The organism is Pseudoalteromonas sp. QJM3NY_12 (assembly GCF_056173165.1).
Map to the genome: position 1 here is coordinate 2,381,407 of NZ_CM149661.1, position 21,233 is coordinate 2,402,639.

Genomic DNA, 21,233 nt, shown 5'->3' on the forward strand with positions numbered 1-21,233 from the left:
GGCTTAGGAAGTTTTAGCTCAACTGCACGGCTTTGAATAAAGCGCAGCAGTTAAGTTTGAGCCATCATCAGTATGAATATAATAGTGCTGTAGCTGCATACCGAGCTTTTTCATGATGTTAATTGAGCCAACGTTGGCGGTCAGCGCTGTGGCACTGATTGCCTTTACTTGCGACTGTTTTTCAATCGTTGAGCAAATCGCTTGTGCCGCCTCAGTTGCATAACCCTTACCCCAACTCGCTTGTTTAAATCGCCAGCCGACTTCAATATCACTAAAGTCAGGCGTATCTGAAAAAAATCCCATCGGCCGAACAAGCACCCACCCTATAAAGGTATTGCCTTCACGCAGGGTTACCTGCCATAGCCCCCAACCTTGTTGCTCATTTCTATACGCAAGCATTCTTGGAATGCCTTTCGTTTTTATATCTTCAAGCGAAGTGGGTTTACCTTGTGTTAAATACTGCATAACGGCTGGATCTTGATCGAGCTCATATAATTGCTGCCAATCATTTTCGTCCATTAATTTAAAACTTAATCGTGTTGTTACAGCTATGTTCATTTTCATTGTTGTATAGTTACCTCTGAAATATATTTTTCACTAAAGGAGATAGTCAATGAATAAATTAGCAGGTTTAGCATTATTAGGCACTTTAATTACACTAACAGGGTGTGAAGATGCCAACGAAGTGAAACAAGACGCCAAACAAACGAGCGCTGAAGTTCAAGAAAAGCTAAACGAAACGTGGAACGACGTTAAAGAAAAAACCAATGAGCTTAAAAATGACGAGTCATTAAATGAGCTACTCGAAGAGAGTAAAGCGATGGGCTTAGACATGTACGATGACGGCAAAGAAGTAGCTGTTGATGCATGGATCAAAAGCAAAGAAGCGGCTGGCGAGCTAACTGAAAATACGAAGCAAAAAGCACATGAAATTGCAGCAGAAATTGAGCAAGCACGTGAAGAGCATAAAGAAGGTTAATTATTTTTAACCATAAAAAAAGGTAAGCCATGGCTTACCTTTTTTGTATTATTTTTAGAGTAAATTATGGATTATAGTTCAAAGTCTTTTTTGAATTTTAAACCAAACTCACTACGGTCATTGCTGCGCATTACGCCAACAAAACCAGTTTGCTGCAGGCGACCTACATCGTAAACTTCGTTTAATACGTTCTCACCATATAGCGTTACTTCCATATCGCCGTATGGATTAGTGTAAGAAATATTAAAACCAACTAGCTCACGCGAATCAATCGTTTCACTTTTATTGAAAACTGACTGACCTTGCATTTCACTACGGTACGAGTAGTTGGCATTTAATGCAACCGTGCCACCATTGCTTAAATCAACAAAGTAAGATGGAGCAACCATCACCGTCCAACGAGGTGTCAGTGCTGGTGAGTCACCTTTACCAATACCTTGTACACCTTCAGCTACTTCTGTAATTTCAGAATCTAAGTAACCTACTGCAGTGCGAATAGTAAAGTCGTCGGTTAGTGCAATTGTGGTTTCAAGCTCAATACCTTGCGCTTTAGACTGGCCTGCATTTTCAACGATAGTTACAAAGCCACCGCCCGCGGTTGGATCTGAGAATGGCAGTGCTAAATCAGTGTAGTCAGTAACAAACATTGCAAGCATCATAGATACATTTTCATGTACCTGGCCCTTTAAACCAATCTCGTAGTTAACTGCTTTGGTTTCATCAAACGATACAAACTGATCCGGACCACCAAATGGGCGCGGTGGGAAACCACCTGTTTGGTAACCTTTTTGCACTTGACCGTATACATTCATATTATTGCTAAGCTGGTATGAAGCATTAACGTCCCATGTTACTGCATTAAAGTCTGCACTAATGTCTTTACGCTCAGGGAAGGTTGGGAAAATGGCATTCGCATCTTTTTTATCTTCTGAGTAACGAAGGCCACCGCCGATTGTTAAATCATCAGTTAAATCGTAACTACCGTTAATGTAAGCTGCGTATGAGTTTGTTTCTTGATTTATTTCAAAAAATCCAAAGCCACCAAATGAAGGAGTAACACCATCATTTAGCACACCATCTGGTGTATTAAACGGGCTAAATACAAAATCTTCAGAGCGAGTAAAGCCATCTTCATTAAAGAAGTATAGACCCGATACAAAGTCCATTTTATCAAACGTGGCGTTTAGCTGAAGTTCAAAAGAGTATTGATCTGCACCGCCCACTTCTGGGAACTCAGATAAGTTAAGTGGTGATGCATCATCATCTAAACCACCTTCATATTCAGAAGTACGGTAGCTTGAGATAAACTTGGCTGTATATGTGTTATTAATCGCCCAATCAGCTGTAAATGACGTACCCCAACCAGAATATGAAGTTGACTCAATACCGGCAACCGTTGTGCCTAAATCATCAGGGTTTTGAGGAATTAAGTCTTCAGTTAATAATGGGAAATCGCCATTAAAGACATCATTTGAATCTAATGAATCTGTCAGTTCAATAGTATAAGGTGATTGACCTGACTCATTATCAACGCCATCTAGCGAGAAAGTAAACGCTAAATCACTAGTTGCTTCATATTTAAGTGCTATACGACCACTAAACTCTTGCTCTTCACCAATTTCTTTTTCAGGGTTAGCCAAGTTTACTGCCGTACCTACCCCATTACGTTGTTTGTATGACGCACTGGCTGACATGCTTAGATCGTTAGTTAGTGCATTATTAAAGTAAATATCACCCGCAACTCGACCACGACTGCCCACTTTAGCGGTTGTTGTTAGAATACCTTCATCACCAGGTTGTTTAGTAATTACGTTTACTGCACCACCTAATGTGTTACGGCCATAAAGTGTGCCTTGTGGCCCACGTAGAACTTCAACTCGCTCTACATTAGGAAGTGATAAGTTAGACCCCATTTGACGACCTAAGTAAACACCATCTAGGTAAACACCTACGCCTGGATCGGTTGTTATAATGTGATCTTGCAAACCAATACCACGAATAAACACTGAGGCATGTGCAGCATTACCAACACCATAACGAGTAATGTTTAAGTTAGGAACGTATTTACCAATATCTTCTAAGTTACCCATATTGGCTTTATCAATAAGGTTAGCACCTATTGATGTAATCGCAGTTGGAGATTCGAACAAGCTCTCTGTACGTTTACGAGCTGTCACTTCAATTTTTTCAAACGCGTCTTGTTTGGCTGTCGTTTTAGCTTCTTGTGCATTTGCGGAAGTTGTTAGGGCTGCAATAACCGCTAAACTTAACTGTGAGAGGGTGCGTAATTTCAAGGTCTTCTCCAAAGGGTATTAATTTAATTATGCGTTATGCTGTGTAAACATAAATTGTAGGCATAAAAAAAGATGCGTTAGATGCATCTTTCCTCTGGGAGTTTATTATATTACAAAAACGCTACAATATGTACATTTAACTTTAGTTTACGTAAAAATTTATTTTTATCTTTTTAAGCTTAGCCAACTTACCTAAATAGCAATGCAAATTTAGCTTTAAATTAATACTTTAACATTAATTACCACCAGTATTATTTGTTAATTGAATATGCGCTTTGTTGCGAAAAACACATTAAAGCTATTTAAGATTATGACAATATCCAAACACCCTTTATATTTAAATATACTACAGAATCATTTTTAGGTGAAAAGCATGACAAAAAAACAGACCACGCAATCAGCTAACATGCTTTTTAACAACAACCATTATAGTCCATTATTTTTTACTACATTGAATAACGGCATATTATTAGTCTGTCATTCAGCACTCAATAGCCTTACAAATTACGAACTTTTGAGTCATTTTATGCAAACCAATAATTACCAAGGGTTAGTTATCTTTAATATTCCTAAAAATACTGATGCTGCTTCACTTAAAGAATGGCCAAATTTGAAAGGCCTTTTCTATCAAGATACCAATGAGGAACTATTTAACAGGGGGTTAGAAGCAATTAAACAAGGGGAGTTGTGGTTTCCACGTACTATCAGTGATATTTGGATGCGCCAAATGCTCGATTCAGAGCAAAAAACTGCTTTGCAAACAAATAACCTAACCGATAAAGAAATTAAAGTACTCAACCTACTTTTCAGTGGGCTTCATTCCAGTGCTATTGCTGACAGCTTATTTATAAGTGAAGCTACGGTAAGAGTGCACTTACATAAAATTTATAAAAAAATAGCGGTCAAGAATAAACAGCAGGCAATTCGTTGGTGCCAAGATAATCTAAAAAATATGAATTCGCGTTCATAACTTAAAAAATAATTACTACTTAATGGCTACTGTAGTAAATATCATCTCATTATAAATAACTCAAACAAGTCAATTAGTTACATTACCTGAAAATAAAAAAACCTTACTTTTCAATCACGGCCATGCCTTTTTGTTGCAAAAAAGCAGTAAAAAGGACTTAATTTATTAATTTTAATTAGAAAAAAGTTAATACTCATCTTATACTGCAACGGGATACACATGAAATTTAAATAGGATACACAATGAAAAAACTATCAGTTGCAGTAGCAATTTGTTGCGCACTTGCCACAAGCAATGCGAGTGCTGAAGTTCGTATTAATGGGTTTGCTTCTATTGTCGGTGGTAAGTCACTCGATAGTGATCAAACTTTATATGGATATGATGATGATATTTCATTTAAAAATGAAAGCGTATTTGCACTTCAGCTAACCGCTGACCTGCAAGAGAAGCTATCCGCTACAGCGCAGATAGTAGCTCGCGGCGAAAATGACTTTGACGCCGACTTTGAATGGGCATACTTAACTTATGAAATATCTGACGAATTACAAATCAGTGCTGGTAAAATGCGTGCACCGTTTTATCGCTACTCTGATTTTTTAGATGTTGGCTATACCTATCGCTGGGTGCGCCCACCTCAGTCTGTATATAACTTGCCGTTTTCAACCTATGAAGGCCTAAGCCTATTACATACAACTCAACTTGGTGATTGGGACTCTACCCTTCAGGTTATTTACGGAAGCTTCGACGATAATATCGCGGTTGTATCAGTAAATGGGGATACTGAACTTAATGATATTGCAGGATTAAACTGGACATTAAGTTACGATTGGTTCAGTGCTCGCGCTGCTTACTTTGTTGCCGAAACAAGTATTGATATTGAAAATGATACAGCCGAAGGTATGGCGCTTAATGGTTTAGAGCAAGCCCTTCGTAGCTCAGGTTTTGTTGATCAAGCAAACAGTATTGCTATTGACGAAGACGATGGTGCATTTTTAGCACTTGGCTTTTCAATTGATTACAACAATATCTTGTTCGACGCTGAATACACACAGTTTGAAGTAGATAACAGTGCGCTCGCTAAGCAAACTCAATATTACACATCTTTAGGCTACCGTATGGACGAATGGCTTGTTCATTTAACCTATGAAAACAACGATGATGAGCATGATAGTAATCGTTATAATGCACTACCAAATGTACCGCCGTTAAATGCTGGGCTTAACCAAGTTTTGGAGGGCTCTAAAGCTAAGAGTAATGTATACACGATTGGTGCTCGTTATGACTTCCACCCAATGGCTGCCTTGAAAGTAGACTTTAGCCGCCTAAAAGATGATATCTCAAATACTGAAACTGACGTAGTTGCCGTTGGCGTTGATTTAGTATTTTAATTGGAGCAAATGATGAAGAAATTAATTTTAGCCAGTATGCTAACACTATGTAGTACTGCAGCATTTGCTGAAGTTGCAGTAATCGTTAACCCAGTGAATGCCAATACAGTAAGCCAAGACGATATTAAAAAAATATACCTTGGCAAGAGCAAATCGTTTGCTGATGGCACCAAAGTAAACCCTGTTAACCAAAATGGTACTGCAGTGGCAGATGAGTTTAACGACAAACTTGTTGGCAAATCAGGCAGCCAGTTAAATGCTTATTGGTCAAAGCTAGTTTTTACTGGCAAAGGCACGCCTCCAGGTAAACTTGATAATGACCAAGCTGTGATTGATTTTGTTGCTGCTAATGCAGATGCAATTGGCTATATAGACAGCGCCAAAGCAAGTGATAAAGTTAAAGTAGTAGGTAAGTATTAACCTGCTAAATTAAAAATAAAAGCCCGCAACAAATACTTTGTTGCGGGCTTTTTTATGCCTATTATTTACAACCGTCATAAAACCTTAAAATTTAGCCATAACGACTACTCAATTTTAAACTTAGCAGTTGCATCTAATAGATTATCTGAAAGGTAATGTAAGTTTTTTGCCACATCTCTTACCGCTTTGAGTGAACTCATCGTATCTTCAAATGAAACATGCATATTCGATACGTTGTCTACTACCATCGCGGCCACTGAGGTTTGCTCTTCAGTTGCTGCTGCAATCTGCGAGTTCATCCCATTAATTTCTAGTATTTGCTCTGCTATTTTTTCAATCGAGACACCGGTTTGCTCTGCTGCACTGGCATTATCTGTGGCCATGTCTCTTGCAGAAGTCATAGCCGTTACTGACTCATTGGCAGCCACACTTAATGTACTTAGTAACTCACGAATTTCATTAGTTGACTGTGCTGTGCGTGATGCAAGCTCGCGGACCTCATCTGCTACCACAGCAAAGCCACGACCATGCTCACCTGCACGCGCAGCTTCAATTGCAGCATTTAACGCCAACAAGTTTGTTTGTTCGGCAATGGAGGTAATTACATTGAGTATTTGCGATACATTTTTAGTGTCATCGGCTAATTTATTAATGGTGTTCGCCGCTATATTAATTTCATCGCTTAACGTGCGCGACGCATTAACTGACATTTTGACTTGTACACGACTTTGATCCACTTCTTTTTCTGCTGTTTGCACAGCATTAGATGCGCTCGCTGCTGATTGTGAAATATCGCCAACGCTTTGCTTCATCTCTTCCATCGACTGCTTAACAACATCGGCATCGGTGGTTTGTTTAGTGGTTGCTCGCTCTGCTCGCTCCATCCCTTGCACAAGACGGGTTGAATTTTCCATTAGCGGTTCACATACCGCGATAACTTCTAAAACAGTTTCTCTCAGCAGGCTAATAAAAGCATTAAAGTTTATAGATACCTGACCAATCTCGTCCTCTGAGTTAACAGCAAGCTTGGTGCTTAATGATCCTTTACCACTTGCTAAAAGGCTTAGGTTATTAGCAGCATCACTGGCTGATGAACCAATATTACGCGCAATCCAAATAGCCATAAGCAAAAGCAATACTAATGATACAACCGCCACAACTAACATTAGATTAAGCGCGTCATCTGAGCGCGCTTTTGTATTGGCAACTAGCTGGAAAAAGCGATCATCTGCTTTTTGTTGTGCGTTTTTAAAGCTGGTTAAAACCGCCTCGAAAAGGCTTGTTTTAAGCTGCGCCTGTTGTTGTATTTTACTAAAATCAGCCGTGCCATTAACCATGCCATTGGCGATAGTTGCAGATATCTTTTCATAATTTTTTAGCCGCGTTTTTGTGTCGCTATCAATATATGATCCATTAATTGTTTCTATTGCGTCCAAATTCAAAATGAGCCGCTGATAAGTTTCACTCGCTTTTGTTACTAACTCTTGCTCGCCAAAGGTTACAGCCTGAGTGTATAACTCATCTAACTTTTCTAAGATGCTTACGTTGGCCAAGGTTAATTTAGCTACTTTATAAGAAGATTTCTCCATTTCATCAAGTGATATGCGATTTTCGTTCATAGCAAAGTAATTAACCAAAACAATTACTAAGAATGCGATTATCGCTATAGATGTAATTGCATGTATTTTTTTAGTAATGCTGAGGTTTTTAAAAGAGAAACCTGAAGCCATATTAATTTACCCCGTTTAATTATCTATAGTTATTATCGGCTTAATATAGAAAAATGTTAACTTTATTTTTAACTTTCGACGTTTTTTATACATAAAATTAAATATACAACAGTATTCTTTTATAAACACCAACAATTGAAATATAGAGTGTTCTACTCAATGTTCAACATTAATCCAAAAAGAGTTGTTTAATATTTTAAATTTCGGACACAAAAAAACCAGTAACATTGCTGTTACTGGTTTTTATATTTGGTGCGGATGGGGGGACTTGAACCCCCACGCCCGAAAGCACTACCCCCTCAAGGTAGCGTGTCTACCAATTCCACCACATCCGCATTTTTTAAGCTATTGCTTAGCGTTAAGTCTTAAAGCTAACTTGAGGAAAGAGAGCAACTTAACAATTTAAACTAAATTAATTTGGTACGTCAGAGCTTTGTTCTTTTGTAGATGTTACTGGAACATCTTCTTCAACTGGCGTTACAGTTTCAACAGCTGGAGCCGCTTCTAAGTTTTCCCATTCGTCAGTCTTTTTGATTTGACCGGCAGTTAGGTTACCTAAAACAATACTTAACACGAAAAAGATAGTTGCTAAAGTTGTTGTCGTTTTCGTCATAAAGTTACCGGCTCCTGAAGAACCAAAAACAGTAGACGATGCGCCTGCACCAAATGATGAGCCCATGTCAGCGCCTTTACCTTGCTGGATCAAAACCATACCAACAAGCGCTAACGCTACAATTAAATACACTACTAATAAAATTTCGTACATCTTATACGGTCCCTTTTGCACTATTGCAGATAGCAGTGAATGATTCTGCTTTTAAACTGGCGCCACCAATTAGGCCGCCGTCTATATCTGTTTGTGCAAATAATAATTCGCTATTTTTTTCATTAACGCTACCACCATATAAGATGGTTAGCCCTTGTGCTAAATCGCTGTCTAGTGAAGCAATCTTGTCACGGATAAATTTGTGAACACTTTGTGCCTGTTCAGGCGATGCAGTCTTACCTGTGCCTATAGCCCAAACGGGCTCATATGCTATCACAGATTCTTTCAGTGCTGCTACACCTAATTTATTAATTACTGCGTCAATCTGCGCAGCAACTACCTGTTCTGTTTGCCCGTTTTCTTGCTCTATTTCGCTCTCTCCAACACATAAAATAGGCGTTAAACCTACTTGTTGTGCGCGAGCAAATTTTGCCGCTACGGTGTCGTTGCTTTCTTTATATATACTGCGGCGTTCTGAGTGACCAACCAGTACATATGTTGCACCTAATTGCTTAATTAGCTGGGCATCTACTTCACCAGTAAAGGCACCTGGCGTATTCTCTGAAACAGTTTGTGTCCCAGTAGTTACACCACTGGCGACCATTGCTGATATCAGTGGAAACGGAGGAAATAAAACAATGCTTACTTCAGAAGATTTAACATCGTTAATAGCATCAGACAGTTGTTCAACAAGTTCTAATGAACCATTCATTTTCCAGTTGCCCGCGACCATCGCCTTGCGTGTTGCCATTTTTCCACTCCACATTAGAAAGCGGGCGAGATATTAACTCGACTCGCCCAAAGTTACAAGAGGTTATTGTTATCAATCAGTTTGTTTGCTCATAGATTCGACAACCGCTGCTATTTTTTGTGCGCTATCGATAACTATTTTTTCTTGTTCTGCTTCAACCATCACTCGTACAACAGGTTCAGTACCTGACTTACGAAGTAATACACGGCCTTTATCTGCTAAGCTTTGCTCTACTTCAGCTACTGCAGCAAGTACTTCTGGTGCTTGAGTTGGATCGGTACCGGCAGTGTATCGCACGTTAATCATTTTCATTGGGTACTTAGTAAATCCAGCGCCTAAATCTTGAAGTGTACGGTTTTGAGCCACCATAGCAGCAAGCACTTGTAAGCTTGAAATAATGCCATCGCCAGTGCTAATTAAGTCTAAATTTAAAACATGGCCTGAGCTCTCACCACCAATTTTCCAACCTTTTTGCTGCAGTAGTTCCATCACATAACGGTCACCCACTTTGCTACGAGCAAAAGCAATATTTTTTGCTTTTAAGGCATTTTCAAGACCCATATTAGACATGACAGTACCAACAACCCCCCCTCCTAAGTTGTCATCTTGGGCAGCTTGGCAGGCAATAATGTAAACTAAATCATCACCATCAAATACGCGGCCATTGTGGTCTACCATCATTACACGGTCGCCATCGCCATCATAGGCAATACCTACATCCGCTTTATGCTCAAGTACTTTACGCTTTAGTGTATCTACGTGAGTTGCGCCACATTCATGGTTAATATTTACCCCATTAGGCTCACATGCATGGGTTATCACCTCAGCGCCTAGCTCTCGCATAACTGAAGGCGCTATGTGATACGTTGCACCGTTGGCACAATCTAGGACTATTTTAAGCCCCTCAAGTGATAAACCTTGTGGAAACTGACTTTTACAAAATTCAATATAGCGGCCATCAGCGCTTGATAGGCGTGTTGCTTTACCTAGCTTATCAGAGGCAACACATGTCATTGGTTCATCAAGCATGGATTCTATTTGCAGCTCTACAACATCATCTAGTTTTAAGCCTTGGCCATTAAAAAACTTAATGCCGTTATCGTAATAAGGATTATGAGATGCGCTAATCACAATACCCGCTTCTGCGCGAAACGTTTGCGCTAAATATGCAACGGCAGGCGTTGGCATAGGACCAAGCAAAATAACATCAATACCGGCTGCAATTAAACCAGACTCCAATGCAGTTTCAAGCATATAACCAGAAATACGAGTATCTTTACCAATAATGACTTTTTTTGTGCCATGTTGTGATAATACGCGCCCTGCAGCCCAGCCTAATTTCATTGCAAATTCTGGATTAATAGGCCCTTGCCCAACTAGACCACGCACACCGTCTGTGCCAAAATATTTTCTTTCTTGCATTAAAGTACTCCTTGTTTGCAGGCTTGATATACGCCAAGCACGTCTGCGGTTTCTTTTACATCATGCACACGAATAATATGCGCACCGTTTTGTGCTGCTATTAATGCGCCAGCTAAACTACCAGCTAATCTATTTTCTGTATCTCTGTTGAGTAAATTACCAATCATTGACTTACGTGATAAACCCGCCAGCAGCGGTAAGCCAAACTGGGCAAAGTCATTAAATTGAGACAATATTTGATAATTGTGTTTAAGTGTTTTTCCAAAGCCAAAACCAGGGTCTAATATTAATTGGCTTTGTCTTATACCAGCAGTTTCGCATGCAGCGATGCGCTGGTTAAAAAAGTCATTTATCTCGCTTGCTAAATCATTATAGTGAGGGTCGTTTTGCATACTTCGCGGTTGTCCTTGCATATGCATTAAGCACACGACCACGTCAGGATACTGAGCAACCACCTCTAATGCACCAGGTTCTTGTAATGCTCGCACATCATTAACAATATCCGCACCAGCTTCAATGGCTTGACGCATGACTTCGGATTTACTGGTATCGATTGAAATAACGCAATCACTATGCTCACGTATAGCCTTAATAATCGGAATAACGCGCTGCAGTTCATCTTCAAGGCTGACATCGGGAGCACCCGGGCGTGTAGATTCACCGCCGATATCTAAAATAGTCGCGCCGTCATCAAGTAATTGCATTGCATGTTTGAGTGCAGCTGTAATATTAAAAAACTGGCCACCATCTGAAAATGAATCAGGGGTAACGTTTACTATTCCCATAATAATGGGTTCGCTGAGATCAAGCGCTCGACCACGTGCAAGGTTAATTTTATTATTCATCGCTAACCTTAATATGTGTTTGTTAAGTGTAATTTGAGTTAATTACAGCAAACTGATACAAAAAAGCCCCGAAATTCGGGGCTTTTGGATTTGTTATTTTAACGATTATTCAGCTTTATCATCAAGGTTTGTTTCATCTTTTTTAGATTCATCTTTTTTAGAGTCGTCGTTTTTAGATTCGCTAGTTGGTTTTTGTATTTCATCAACAGCTTTATCTTTAGAAACATCTTCTTTTTCTGATTTAGCTTCATGTCGGTCATGCGCATCACGTGGTTCACGTACTGGCTGACGCGCCATTAAGTCATCAATTTGTTTGGCATCGATGGTTTCATACTTCATCAGTGCGTCTTTCATGGCATGCAAAATATCAATGTTTTCTTTCAATATTGATTCTGCACGTTGATAGTTGCGGTCTGAAAACAAGCGTACTTCTGCATCAATTACTTTTGCTGTTTCATCCGACATGCTCATAGAACGACCACCGCCGCCACCCATGTACATTTCATTTTGATCTTCAGCATAAAGTAATGGGCCTAGCTTTTCACTTAACCCCCATTGTGTAACCATTTTGCGAGCAATGTCAGTTGCACGTTCGATATCGTTACTTGCACCGGTAGTTACTTTGTCTTCACCATAAATAATGGCTTCAGCAATACGGCCACCATAAAGACTAGAGATCATAGACTCAAGTAACTCTTTTGAATGACTAACACGGTCTTGCTCTGGTAAATACATCGTCACACCTAGCGCACGGCCACGTGGAATAATAGATACTTTATAAACAGGATCGTGCTCTGGAACCATACGCCCAACAATGGCATGACCTGCTTCATGATAAGCTGTCATTTCTTTTTCTTGCTCGCTCATCACCATGGTCTTGCGTTCAGCACCCATCATGATTTTATCTTTTGCAGCGTCAAATTCAGCCATACTAACAACACGTTTATTACCACGTGCTGCATAAAGAGCCGCTTCATTCACTAAGTTAGCAAGATCTGCACCTGAGAAACCAGGTGTACCACGAGCAATCACTGCCGCTTCAACGTTATCACCTAAAGGTACTTTACGCATATGTACTTTTAGAATTTGTTCACGACCACGAATATCTGGTAAACCAACCACAACTTGGCGATCAAAACGGCCTGGGCGAAGTAATGCTGGGTCTAAAACATCCGGACGGTTAGTCGCAGCAATAACAATAATACCTTCATTGCCTTCGAAGCCATCCATCTCAACTAGCATTTGGTTAAGCGTTTGCTCACGTTCATCGTGACCGCCACCCATACCTGCGCCACGTTTACGTCCTACTGCATCGATTTCATCGATGAAGATGATACAGGGCGCTGCTTTTTTAGCTTGTTCGAACATGTCACGTACACGTGATGCACCTACACCCACAAACATTTCAACAAAATCAGAACCTGAAATAGTAAAGAATGGCACTTTTGCTTCACCGGCAACCGCCTTAGCAAGTAATGTTTTACCTGTACCAGGAGGACCGACCATAAGTACGCCCTTAGGAATACTGCCACCTAATTTTTGGAATTTAGATGGGTCGCGTAAAAAGTCCACCAGCTCGGTTACATCGTCTTTGGCTTCATCACAGCCAGCTACATCAGCAAAAGTCGTTTTGACTTGATCTTCACTCATTAAGCGGGCTTTACTCTTACCAAATGACATGGCGCCTTTGCCACCGCCACCTTGCATCTGACGCATGAAGAAAATCCACACACCAATTAGCAGAATCATAGGGAACCAAGAAATGAAAATACTTGCTAAAAACGATTGTTCCTCAGGTTTTACACCTTTGACATTTACATCGCTTTTTAACAAATCATTTAAAATATCTTTATCATAGATCGGCATAATCGTTTGAAAACGCTCGCCGCTATTTTTTATGCCAGTAATTGTGCCACTGCCACTTTCAATAGACACTTCTTGTATAGAGCCACTGCGGGCATCTTTAACAAATTGACTGTAACTTGTTTGACGATCAACTTGATCGCCGCCATTAAAGCTCTGAAATACTGACATAAGCACAACTGCAATAACCAGCCAGAGTATTAGATTTTTCGCCATATCGCTCAAGGGGTTAACCTCTTGTATCCAATTAATTTAAATTCAACTAAACGCCAAACAACTGTACTACAGTTTGTATCCAGTCGCTACTATATATACTTCCCGAGAACGGGGACGCGAGGCATCCGGTTTACGTATCTTCACTGCTTTAAAACTATTACGTACATCTTGCAAATATTGATCAAAGCCTTCACCTTGGAATACTTTAACAATAAACGCGCCATTTTTCTTTAAAACTTGGTGGCACATATCAAGTGCAAGCTCAACCAAGTACATGCTCCCCGCCTGATCAACCGAGTTATTACCACTCATGTTAGGTGCCATATCAGACAATACCACATCTACATTTTTACCATCAATGCGTTTTAACAATGCATCAAGTACGGCCTCTTCACGAAAGTCACCTTGTAAAAAGTCAACACCCGCTAATGAATCCATAGGTAAAATATCACACGCAACCACTTGGCCTTTGTCACCTACTTTTTCTGCTAAGTATTGTGACCAACTCCCTGGGGCTGCGCCTAAATCAACCACTGTCATTGCTGGACGCAATAACTTATCTCTGTTTTGGATTTCGTCTAATTTGAAAACAGCTCGAGAGCGCCAGCCTTTTTTTTGCGCTTCTTGAACATATTTATCATCAAAATGTTCTTTAAGCCAACGCTGTGAACTGGCTGACTGTTTTTTATTTGTCATAAATTAACACGCAACTAATTAGTAATATTCTCTAGATGGCGTTAGAATACCCTTAATTCAAGCCATATTCAGCAAAATTTGTAATATCATGACATTATCAAACAAACAAAAGCAGTTTTTAAAAGGCCAGGCACATAGCCTTAAGCCTGTAGTTTTACTAGGTTCTAACGGTTTAACCGAAGGCGTAGTAGTTGAAATCCAAAGCGCATTAGAAATTCACGAATTAATTAAAGTGAAAGTGCCAACTGACGATCGTGAAACAAAAAAGCTTATTTTTGATGCCATTGTTCGCGAAACAGGAGCTACCAAACTACAAACAATCGGCCATACGATTGTGCTTTACCGTCAAAGCCCTGAGAAAAAAATTCAGTTACCTCGCGGCTAACAATCCGTTATAAATGATACAAAAAACCAGCCGTGGCTGGTTTTTTTATATATAATTAAAAATCCATTATTCGCAACTTTGCTCTGTAGTTACCATCCTCAAACTTACTCAGCAAATAATAGTGCCCGAACTGCCCCTCATTCATATTTTCAATAGTTTGGTTACTCAATAACGAAGCCAATTGCGGTGTGGTATTACTATGCCCTACAACCACCACAACACCATTTTGTGCTAACAACTGATTTTTCAATGTCGTTAAATCAGCAGCATTATAAGTTATAACTTTAACATTAAAATACCTAGCTAAAGGCGCTGCAGTACTTAATGTTCGGTTATAGTTACTACTGTATAACGTAATGTCTGGATGGGCTTTAATTAGCGAAACCAAATGCTCAGCACGTACTTGCCCTTGCTCTGTTAAAAATGGATCATTGCCTGTTTGTTTTTCACTATGACGAAACAAATAAAGCTGTTCAGGCTCAGCAAAAGCAGGATTGCATAGCATTAATAGTAATACTGCCCATGCTGATTTTATCAATGTACTCATTGTTTTTTACCTCGTTTGTATGCCAATAAACGGTCTATGAACTCCGTAGTAAGCTCATTAATGAGCCCAGTTTCTGCATTTAAAATTAAACTAAACCCTACATTTAAGTGCGGAAAAACCACTAAGTCACTGCGGTAGCCTTGCACCCAACCACTGTGATAATAAAGCGTTTCATCATCATAGTCATACACACGCCAGCCTAGCCCATAGTAGGCTTCGTTCATGTGCTCTCGCCATACTCGTCTGTAGCGTTCTTTTTTAGTATGAGTATAAGGGCGTGTTTGCGTGGCCAATGCATCTAAGGATAATACCGATGGATATTGCCCTAATTGCGCATTTAACCAAATAGCCATATCTGACGCACTGGCGTTTACCCCTGCCGCGGGTGCAACTTTATAATAATTCTTTTTTAAGCGGGCGCTATACCAACGTTTTTTTCCACGCACGTGAGGGTGTGCATAGTTATTATCCTGCACCATGGCATCGTAACCCAAACTAGCATCATTCATTTCTAGGGGAGTAAAAAACGCCTCATTAAGCCACTGGGTATAGGTTTTGTTGGTACTTTTTAAAATTACGTCGTCTATTAAGCTAAACATTACATTTTGATAGCCATAGCAATCACCAGGGTCACAAATGGGTTTAACACTCAATAGTTTTTCAACAATGTCCTTATAACCCATCCGCGATTCGATTAAATTATCGTAAGCGTTAGGCACTAGCCCACTAGAATGGCTTAAAATATGAAAAACTTTTAAATCATCTTTATAGTCAGTTTGCTTAAAATCCGGTAAATAATAACTAACAGGTAAATAAAGGTTGAGCCGCTGTTCATTTGCGAGTTTAGCCGCTAACGACCCTGCAAATGTTTTCGATACGGAGGCTAAACGAAATCGAGTGTGCGGGTTAATTTTTTGCCCACCGCGCACCTTTGTATTGCCCATAGTATGGATGTAGTCACGTGCTTGTGAGTTGACAATGGATAGCGCCCCTCCTGGGATTTTTTTTATTTTTAGTTTTTTTTCTGTATAGCGTCCATAACTTTTAACAAATGCTTCCCAATCAGGATCTGTGCTTGCGCTCGCCTGTAAATGCGTCCCGATAAGGAGCACGGCAAAAAAGTAAAAGGGTAAGGTGTTAAAATACTTCATTCTTAGCTAATTTTTCTTTTTTAGTCATAATCAACCGTTATAATATCATGAACTTTTACTCGGACTAACGTACAATATGACCGATTAATGGCTTTTGAGTGGATGTAAAATATTTATGCGTTTTTTAGTTGTATCACTTTTTATAATATCAGCGTCAGGTTGTGCTGTCGTTAAACAACCCGCAGAGCCTTTAGCAATGCCTGCAAAGCCTATGCTTAAGAGCCAAACTTATCAGTTAAAATATGAAACTGAGCATGCTTCACCAAAAGTGAAGTCGGTACAATTACCTGCCCACAACGTGAAAAAAAATCAAACTGTTAGAGTAATAGTAGACCGTGCAAGTGTTACCGACACTTTGGTCTCTCAAATAAGCCAAGCCTTAATTGATAAACAGCTTAAGGTGACAACTAACGAGAACAGCGATTATACGTTAGCGATTCATCAAGTTGATCTGGAATTTATAGATGACGCCAAGTACACCCTAGCACAACCAGAAAAGCCATATTCACTGTTTTCAAAAGTAGCCCAGCAATTTCCGTCCCAACAATGCGCCAATATATTGGCCCAAGTTAGCATGCGACTTACTCACAAAGCATCGGGCGATGTGGTGTGGTTTGCTAAATCATCAATTGACAGTGCAAGCTTTCATCGTGAACCTTTAGTTTATAGCTTTAGCGAAGAAAAGAAGATCACTAATGAGCTGGAAGTTGTTGCATTTATACACAAGCACAACACCGAACAGGCTCGTCTTAAACGAGCTGAGCTTAATAATGAAGTAACGGCCCCTGCTTATAAAACCATTACAAAACTGAGTCGTTTAACTAAATTAAATGGGCCATGTACACGCACCGAAATAAGTGCTCTCACACCTATGATGCAATTTTACTTAAGCAGTATTCTTATTGATAAAATTAAAGTTCAGTAGTTGTTAGGACGACCGCTACATTTTTTTACAGATTTAGCTAAGAGTTTGACAATATACTAGGGTCTGTTGACCTTTCAAGGTTAAATTTGCAGCACTCTGTTTGGTATTTAGGCAAGGCAGAGCCTTTGTGGTGTGGTTGTTCCCCATAAATTGGCGATAACGCAGCATCAATGCCAAACAGACGCTGCCCGAAGGGTTCTGCCTAGGGGCGATTTACTCTTTGTTACTCGGTTTTGACTTAGCCCACTAGGTTACAAACTTCGCGCCGCGATTAAACCGCCCCTAGTTTGAACAAATTTTAATCCGCAAAGGTCAACAGACCCTAGCCTCTTTAGCAAACTCTAATTAAGGTTCCAAGGATGACGTATACTTCTCTTAAACAGTCTTTTGGTTGTGCGGCCTTATTAGTTGCCGCTATTTTTAGTGCCCAAAGCAGCGCCAGTAATCGTTACTATGCCGATAACACTTTGGAACCCACCACTGGTTTTGCCTGGGATTGGAGCGCTGGCGCAGGTTATTACATTGAAGACTCTTATTTAGTTGGCATGAACTCCTATGATGTTGGTGCAGAACTAGATTTGAGTATTGCAGTTTCTTACGATAATTTTTATCTAGATTTTGACCATAATCAGCTCAGCGGTGGACTTGTTTTAGGCTATAGCTTAATTAACAAATATGATTGGGGTCTTGATTTATTAGGCACCAACATTCAAGCAGGTTTTGATGAACAAGGTTTAGGCTTTTATAACGACGGAATAATTGATCCACTGCGTGGTATAAAAAAGCGTAACTATGATTTTGACACCGGCCTTCGATTAACACGTCGATTTGAAAACTCACAAATTTCATTTGAATATTTACATGATATTAGCGGTGCTCATAATGGTTGGGTTGCCAATGTGTTTTTCAGCCACATTCAACCTTGGCGCAATTGGGAGTTTCGCTCCGGTATTGGCTTAAGTGCTTACTCTGCTGATTTTACAAACTATTACTTTGGTATTGATAGCGATGAAGCAAACGCAGTACGTCCAATTTATAGTACCGATGCCAGTACCAGTATTATGTTTGAATTTCATGCCGAATACCCCATCAATCAAGATTGGGTATTCTTAGCAGGCTGGTTAACTACATGGTTTTCAAAAGAAATTGAAGACAGCCCAATTATTTCCCAAGGATATCAACACAAAGCCAAGGTAGGCCTGCGTTATGTACTTTAGATTTTTTTACTGTTTGTTGTTTACATATTCGGGCTCTTTGCTTGCAGCCACTACACAACCACCCAGTGACCTTACTGCCGTTCCCGATACCTGTGTAGCCTTACGTGAAGGGCGTCAATGTTATGCCGATGTTGTCTTATCATGGCAGCAACCAGAGGTAGGAAATTATTGTTTACGCGATGCGACTTCAAAATACATTATGCAGTGCTGGCTTAAACAGCGACAAGGCTCACTTAATTACGCCTTTGATTCAACCCAGAGCATTTCATTTGAGCTGTTTGATAGTAATACATCACAAGTGATTGCTGTAAGCGAAGTTAAACTACAATGGGTGTATCAAAATAGACAAAAAAAGCGGCGCTGGCGGTTATTTTAGCCACACACTATAAACATCATTCAGGTATACGAAGAAAGCTTATGGATAATTACGGTACTATTTTACTGGTTGAAGATGATATCTCTCTTGCACAATGGGTAACTGAGTATTTAACTGAGCAAGGTTATATTGTGCATGTATGTCATCGCGGTGATGAAGTTATAAGCCAAGTAAAGCATTTAAACCCACAACTTATTTTACTCGATATTATGTTACCAGGACTTGATGGTATTAGTGTATGCCGTGAGTTACGTAGCTTTTATCAAGCTCCTATAATTATGCTCACCGCACGAGATGAAGAAATGGATGAGGTCATTGGGCTTGAAGTCGGTGCCACAGATTACATTATAAAACCTGTTCGCCCTCGTGCACTGCTTGCTCGTATTAAGTCGGCTTTACGCTATAGCAGTGACACGCCTAAAACTGATGCTCAAGAGAGCATGATCAATATTGGTCAATTAAGTATTGATACCGAATCTCGTAACGTTACACTCAACCAGCAAGATGTGAATATTTCAAGCGCAGAGTATTTATTACTGCATTATTTAGCGAGCAACGCTGGGCAGGTTGTATCACGTGATGCGGTGTTTAAAGCAACCAAAGGTAGAGAGTATGACGGCCTAGATAGAAGCGTTGATGTGCTTATTTCTGCTTTGCGTAAAAAGTTTAATGATGATCCGCAAAAACCAGAAAAAATAAAAACTATTTGGGGGCGTGGTTATTTGTTTGTGACTACAGCGTGGTAAGTTTTAATGCCTGAGCGCTTAAAATAATAAGCGCGACAATAATAAAAGTCACTTCAATACACCCAGCCTATTATGGAATAGCATCAATGAAAAAGTTTTATATTTCACTACTAGGCAGTGCGCTGCTTTCAATTATTGTTTTAGGTTGGCTTATTGATGCATTTAGCCAACAAGCACATGCACCTTTGGATGAGTTTAGTGTACAAAGCCAGATTATTGTCGGGTTAAGTAAACAGCTCACAGCTATAAAGCCACAGGCACGACCAGAACAGGTAACTAAGTTAGCCAAAGATTTTAACCTGACTCTTAACTACAAATTAAATCAGTCGCTAGCATTACCATCAGCGCTATTAGATAAAATGCAAACTCAAGGCGGGTTAATACTCGAGGACGAGCAAGGCTTTTACATGCTCTACACTAATGATGCATTAAGCCCTTATCATTTAACCATGCGTTTAGATAAGCCTTACGAGAGCACACAGCGAAACGACATAATTTTAACTTTGTTATTTTATACTGGCTTATGTGTTTTTATGGGTTTTATTATTACCCCTTTAGCAAAACGTCTTACAGTATTAAATGATGCGGCAAAACAGTTCGCATCCGGTAATGTTAAAGCCCGAATTAAGCCCTCTCGCTTTACCTATATTAAAGATGTGGAACTGACCTTTAACCGCATGGCAAGCCAAATTGAAAAGTTAGTAGCTGAAAATAAACTGATGGCCTCAAGCCTGTCCCATGATATAAGAACCCCAATAGCATGCTTACGCTTTGGTGTTGACGCTGCACTTGATAGCCATGATGAGAGCAAAATAAAGCATTACCTAACCCGTATGGAAACCGATTTGGATCATATGGAGTCAATGTTAAAAAGCTACTTAGCATTTGCTACTTTGGAACAAAATGCCAATAAACTCACTTACTCATCAGCAAACCTTAAACAATATCTAAGTGACATTGTGCTGCAGCTTGAACCAAGAATAACCGCACGTTCGCTTAATATTTCTTTAGAATGTGATGATCATACTATTTTTGCTGACTTACATTGGCTAGCAAGAGCGATCGCAAACTTAATTAATAATGCCTGCGATTTTGCACATCATCACATTAAAGTAACCGCCTCGCTACAAGAGCATACTTTAGTCATCAGCATTGCCGATGATGGCCCAGGAATAGCTCAAGAAAACAATCAAAAAGTATTTAGCCCGTTCTTCCGTGAGCGCAGCCACCGTAATCGCAGTGACAACAGTTATGGGTTAGGATTGGCTATCGTTGCCAAAGTAGCCGATTGGCATCATGGTTCAATAGAAGTGAGTAAAAGTGAGCACCTTGGTGGGGCCTGCTTTACACTTACGATTGCGCGGTTTAGATATTAATTAAACAATTACCATCCGTTCTAACTAACGCAATATAATTAAAGAAATCGTGCTATTTATAATCAAAAAATGCACGTGTTATTTATATCTGAAAATAAAACGCAATAATTGTGCGACTAAGTCAAATAAGCACTTTTTATTTTTTTACAATTCCAGTAGATTGTCACGGC

General features: G+C 39.7%; 21 protein-coding genes and 1 tRNA gene. 10 read left to right on the plus strand and 12 right to left on the minus strand.

Annotated features, from left to right (window positions below):
* Positions 1-18: 18 nt before the first annotated feature.
* A complete protein-coding gene (locus tag AC0VZ5_RS11145) occupies positions 19-564 on the minus strand; it encodes a GNAT family N-acetyltransferase (RefSeq protein ID WP_138608262.1) in 546 nt (181 codons plus the stop codon).
* Between the two features lie 49 nt (positions 565-613).
* On the opposite strand from AC0VZ5_RS11145, the gene AC0VZ5_RS11150 reads away from it, so the two are divergent.
* On the plus strand, positions 614-979 hold the full coding sequence (locus AC0VZ5_RS11150; protein ID WP_475472860.1) for a hypothetical protein: 366 nt from the start codon (positions 614-616) through the stop codon (positions 977-979).
* 71 nt (positions 980-1,050) lie between these two features.
* On the opposite strand, the gene AC0VZ5_RS11155 is transcribed toward AC0VZ5_RS11150, so the two are convergent.
* Positions 1,051-3,273, minus strand: a complete 2,223-nt coding sequence (locus tag AC0VZ5_RS11155) for a TonB-dependent receptor (protein ID WP_024602070.1) — start codon at positions 3,271-3,273, stop codon at positions 1,051-1,053.
* 373 nt (positions 3,274-3,646) lie between these two features.
* On the opposite strand from AC0VZ5_RS11155, the gene AC0VZ5_RS11160 reads away from it, so the two are divergent.
* From AC0VZ5_RS11160 to AC0VZ5_RS11170, 3 genes are all read left to right on the plus strand, one after another.
* Entirely contained in the window at positions 3,647-4,243 is a 597-nt protein-coding gene (locus tag AC0VZ5_RS11160) for a LuxR C-terminal-related transcriptional regulator (protein ID WP_178956384.1), read from the plus strand.
* 242 nt (positions 4,244-4,485) lie between these two features.
* A complete protein-coding gene (locus tag AC0VZ5_RS11165; protein WP_475472863.1) occupies positions 4,486-5,631 on the plus strand; it encodes a porin in 1,146 nt (381 codons plus the stop codon).
* 12 nt (positions 5,632-5,643) lie between these two features.
* Positions 5,644-6,051, plus strand: coding sequence for a phosphate ABC transporter substrate-binding protein (locus tag AC0VZ5_RS11170; RefSeq protein ID WP_475474757.1), 408 nt, complete (start codon positions 5,644-5,646; stop codon positions 6,049-6,051).
* 104 nt (positions 6,052-6,155) lie between these two features.
* Here the strand turns inward: AC0VZ5_RS11170 and AC0VZ5_RS11175 are convergent, their stop codons facing one another.
* From AC0VZ5_RS11175 to rlmE, 8 genes are all read right to left on the minus strand, one after another.
* Entirely contained in the window at positions 6,156-7,781 is a 1,626-nt protein-coding gene (locus AC0VZ5_RS11175) for a methyl-accepting chemotaxis protein (protein ID WP_024602066.1), read from the minus strand.
* 250 nt (positions 7,782-8,031) lie between these two features.
* A tRNA-Leu gene (locus tag AC0VZ5_RS11180) sits at positions 8,032-8,116 on the minus strand.
* 77 nt (positions 8,117-8,193) lie between these two features.
* Positions 8,194-8,547 (minus strand): preprotein translocase subunit SecG, encoded by a 354-nt coding sequence (secG, locus tag AC0VZ5_RS11185; protein WP_010388009.1) that lies wholly within the window; start codon positions 8,545-8,547, stop codon positions 8,194-8,196.
* A gap of 1 nt (position 8,548) precedes the next feature.
* Entirely contained in the window at positions 8,549-9,298 is a 750-nt protein-coding gene (gene tpiA / locus AC0VZ5_RS11190) for a triose-phosphate isomerase (RefSeq protein WP_178956385.1), read from the minus strand.
* 72 nt (positions 9,299-9,370) lie between these two features.
* Entirely contained in the window at positions 9,371-10,720 is a 1,350-nt protein-coding gene (gene glmM, locus AC0VZ5_RS11195) for a phosphoglucosamine mutase (protein ID WP_178956386.1), read from the minus strand.
* The gene (gene folP / locus AC0VZ5_RS11200) at positions 10,720-11,565 is read right to left on the minus strand and encodes a dihydropteroate synthase (protein WP_475472866.1); all 846 of its coding nucleotides are present in this window, start codon (positions 11,563-11,565) and stop codon (positions 10,720-10,722) included. Before folP ends, glmM begins: the two co-directional genes overlap by 1 nt.
* A 105-nt stretch (positions 11,566-11,670) precedes the next feature.
* Positions 11,671-13,644, minus strand: coding sequence for an ATP-dependent zinc metalloprotease FtsH (gene ftsH / locus AC0VZ5_RS11205; protein ID WP_256729743.1), 1,974 nt, complete (start codon positions 13,642-13,644; stop codon positions 11,671-11,673).
* A 66-nt stretch (positions 13,645-13,710) separates the two neighbouring features.
* Complete coding sequence (rlmE, locus tag AC0VZ5_RS11210; RefSeq protein ID WP_010388002.1) at positions 13,711-14,340, minus strand: 23S rRNA (uridine(2552)-2'-O)-methyltransferase RlmE; 630 nt, start codon at positions 14,338-14,340, stop codon at positions 13,711-13,713.
* 88 nt (positions 14,341-14,428) lie between these two features.
* Here rlmE and yhbY point away from each other — a divergent pair, with 88 nt between their 5' ends.
* Positions 14,429-14,725 carry a ribosome assembly RNA-binding protein YhbY gene (gene yhbY / locus AC0VZ5_RS11215; protein WP_008112687.1) on the plus strand — a complete coding sequence of 99 codons (297 nt, stop codon included), beginning with the start codon at positions 14,429-14,431 and terminating at the stop codon, positions 14,723-14,725.
* A 55-nt stretch (positions 14,726-14,780) separates the two neighbouring features.
* Here yhbY and AC0VZ5_RS11220 read toward each other — a convergent pair whose 3' ends face one another.
* Both AC0VZ5_RS11220 and AC0VZ5_RS11225 read right to left on the minus strand, forming a co-directional pair.
* Positions 14,781-15,272 (minus strand): SixA phosphatase family protein, encoded by a 492-nt coding sequence (locus tag AC0VZ5_RS11220; protein WP_475472870.1) that lies wholly within the window; start codon positions 15,270-15,272, stop codon positions 14,781-14,783.
* Positions 15,269-16,423: a serine hydrolase domain-containing protein gene (locus AC0VZ5_RS11225; protein ID WP_054201683.1), complete on the minus strand. Its 1,155-nt coding sequence runs from the start codon at positions 16,421-16,423 to the stop codon at positions 15,269-15,271. The genes AC0VZ5_RS11220 and AC0VZ5_RS11225 overlap by 4 nt, the downstream gene beginning before the upstream one ends.
* Positions 16,424-16,538: 115 nt before the next feature.
* Between AC0VZ5_RS11225 and AC0VZ5_RS11230 the strand changes: the two genes are divergently transcribed.
* The 5 genes from AC0VZ5_RS11230 to AC0VZ5_RS11250 all read left to right on the plus strand — a co-directional run bounded on the left by AC0VZ5_RS11230 (position 16,539) and on the right by AC0VZ5_RS11250 (position 21,063).
* Positions 16,539-17,348 (plus strand): hypothetical protein, encoded by an 810-nt coding sequence (locus AC0VZ5_RS11230; protein ID WP_475472872.1) that lies wholly within the window; start codon positions 16,539-16,541, stop codon positions 17,346-17,348.
* Positions 17,349-17,707: 359 nt separating this feature from the next.
* Positions 17,708-18,565: a MipA/OmpV family protein gene (locus AC0VZ5_RS11235; RefSeq protein ID WP_475472874.1), complete on the plus strand. Its 858-nt coding sequence runs from the start codon at positions 17,708-17,710 to the stop codon at positions 18,563-18,565.
* Entirely contained in the window at positions 18,555-18,941 is a 387-nt protein-coding gene (locus AC0VZ5_RS11240) for a DUF3019 domain-containing protein (protein ID WP_054201685.1), read from the plus strand. Before AC0VZ5_RS11235 ends, AC0VZ5_RS11240 begins: the two co-directional genes overlap by 11 nt.
* A 41-nt stretch (positions 18,942-18,982) precedes the next feature.
* Entirely contained in the window at positions 18,983-19,687 is a 705-nt protein-coding gene (locus AC0VZ5_RS11245) for a response regulator (RefSeq protein WP_138622122.1), read from the plus strand.
* 86 nt (positions 19,688-19,773) lie between these two features.
* Positions 19,774-21,063 carry a sensor histidine kinase gene (locus tag AC0VZ5_RS11250; RefSeq protein ID WP_138605365.1) on the plus strand — a complete coding sequence of 430 codons (1,290 nt, stop codon included), beginning with the start codon at positions 19,774-19,776 and terminating at the stop codon, positions 21,061-21,063.
* Positions 21,064-21,233 lie beyond the last annotated feature (170 nt).

Coding starts and splice junctions, on each gene's coding strand:
- AC0VZ5_RS11145 (WP_138608262.1), bottom strand. CDS start 564: ATGAAAATGAACATAGCTGTAACAACACGATTAAGTTTTAAATTAATG.
- AC0VZ5_RS11150 (WP_475472860.1), top strand. CDS start 614: ATGAATAAATTAGCAGGTTTAGCATTATTAGGCACTTTAATTACACTA.
- AC0VZ5_RS11160 (WP_178956384.1), top strand. CDS start 3,647: ATGACAAAAAAACAGACCACGCAATCAGCTAACATGCTTTTTAACAAC.
- AC0VZ5_RS11165 (WP_475472863.1), top strand. CDS start 4,486: ATGAAAAAACTATCAGTTGCAGTAGCAATTTGTTGCGCACTTGCCACA.
- AC0VZ5_RS11170 (WP_475474757.1), top strand. CDS start 5,644: ATGAAGAAATTAATTTTAGCCAGTATGCTAACACTATGTAGTACTGCA.
- AC0VZ5_RS11175 (WP_024602066.1), bottom strand. CDS start 7,781: ATGGCTTCAGGTTTCTCTTTTAAAAACCTCAGCATTACTAAAAAAATA.
- secG (WP_010388009.1), bottom strand. CDS start 8,547: ATGTACGAAATTTTATTAGTAGTGTATTTAATTGTAGCGTTAGCGCTT.
- tpiA (WP_178956385.1), bottom strand. CDS start 9,298: ATGGCAACACGCAAGGCGATGGTCGCGGGCAACTGGAAAATGAATGGT.
- glmM (WP_178956386.1), bottom strand. CDS start 10,720: ATGCAAGAAAGAAAATATTTTGGCACAGACGGTGTGCGTGGTCTAGTT.
- folP (WP_475472866.1), bottom strand. CDS start 11,565: ATGAATAATAAAATTAACCTTGCACGTGGTCGAGCGCTTGATCTCAGC.
- ftsH (WP_256729743.1), bottom strand. CDS start 13,644: ATGGCGAAAAATCTAATACTCTGGCTGGTTATTGCAGTTGTGCTTATG.
- rlmE (WP_010388002.1), bottom strand. CDS start 14,340: ATGACAAATAAAAAACAGTCAGCCAGTTCACAGCGTTGGCTTAAAGAA.
- yhbY (WP_008112687.1), top strand. CDS start 14,429: ATGACATTATCAAACAAACAAAAGCAGTTTTTAAAAGGCCAGGCACAT.
- AC0VZ5_RS11220 (WP_475472870.1), bottom strand. CDS start 15,272: ATGAGTACATTGATAAAATCAGCATGGGCAGTATTACTATTAATGCTA.
- AC0VZ5_RS11225 (WP_054201683.1), bottom strand. CDS start 16,423: ATGAAGTATTTTAACACCTTACCCTTTTACTTTTTTGCCGTGCTCCTT.
- AC0VZ5_RS11230 (WP_475472872.1), top strand. CDS start 16,539: ATGCGTTTTTTAGTTGTATCACTTTTTATAATATCAGCGTCAGGTTGT.
- AC0VZ5_RS11235 (WP_475472874.1), top strand. CDS start 17,708: ATGACGTATACTTCTCTTAAACAGTCTTTTGGTTGTGCGGCCTTATTA.
- AC0VZ5_RS11240 (WP_054201685.1), top strand. CDS start 18,555: ATGTACTTTAGATTTTTTTACTGTTTGTTGTTTACATATTCGGGCTCT.
- AC0VZ5_RS11245 (WP_138622122.1), top strand. CDS start 18,983: ATGGATAATTACGGTACTATTTTACTGGTTGAAGATGATATCTCTCTT.
- AC0VZ5_RS11250 (WP_138605365.1), top strand. CDS start 19,774: ATGAAAAAGTTTTATATTTCACTACTAGGCAGTGCGCTGCTTTCAATT.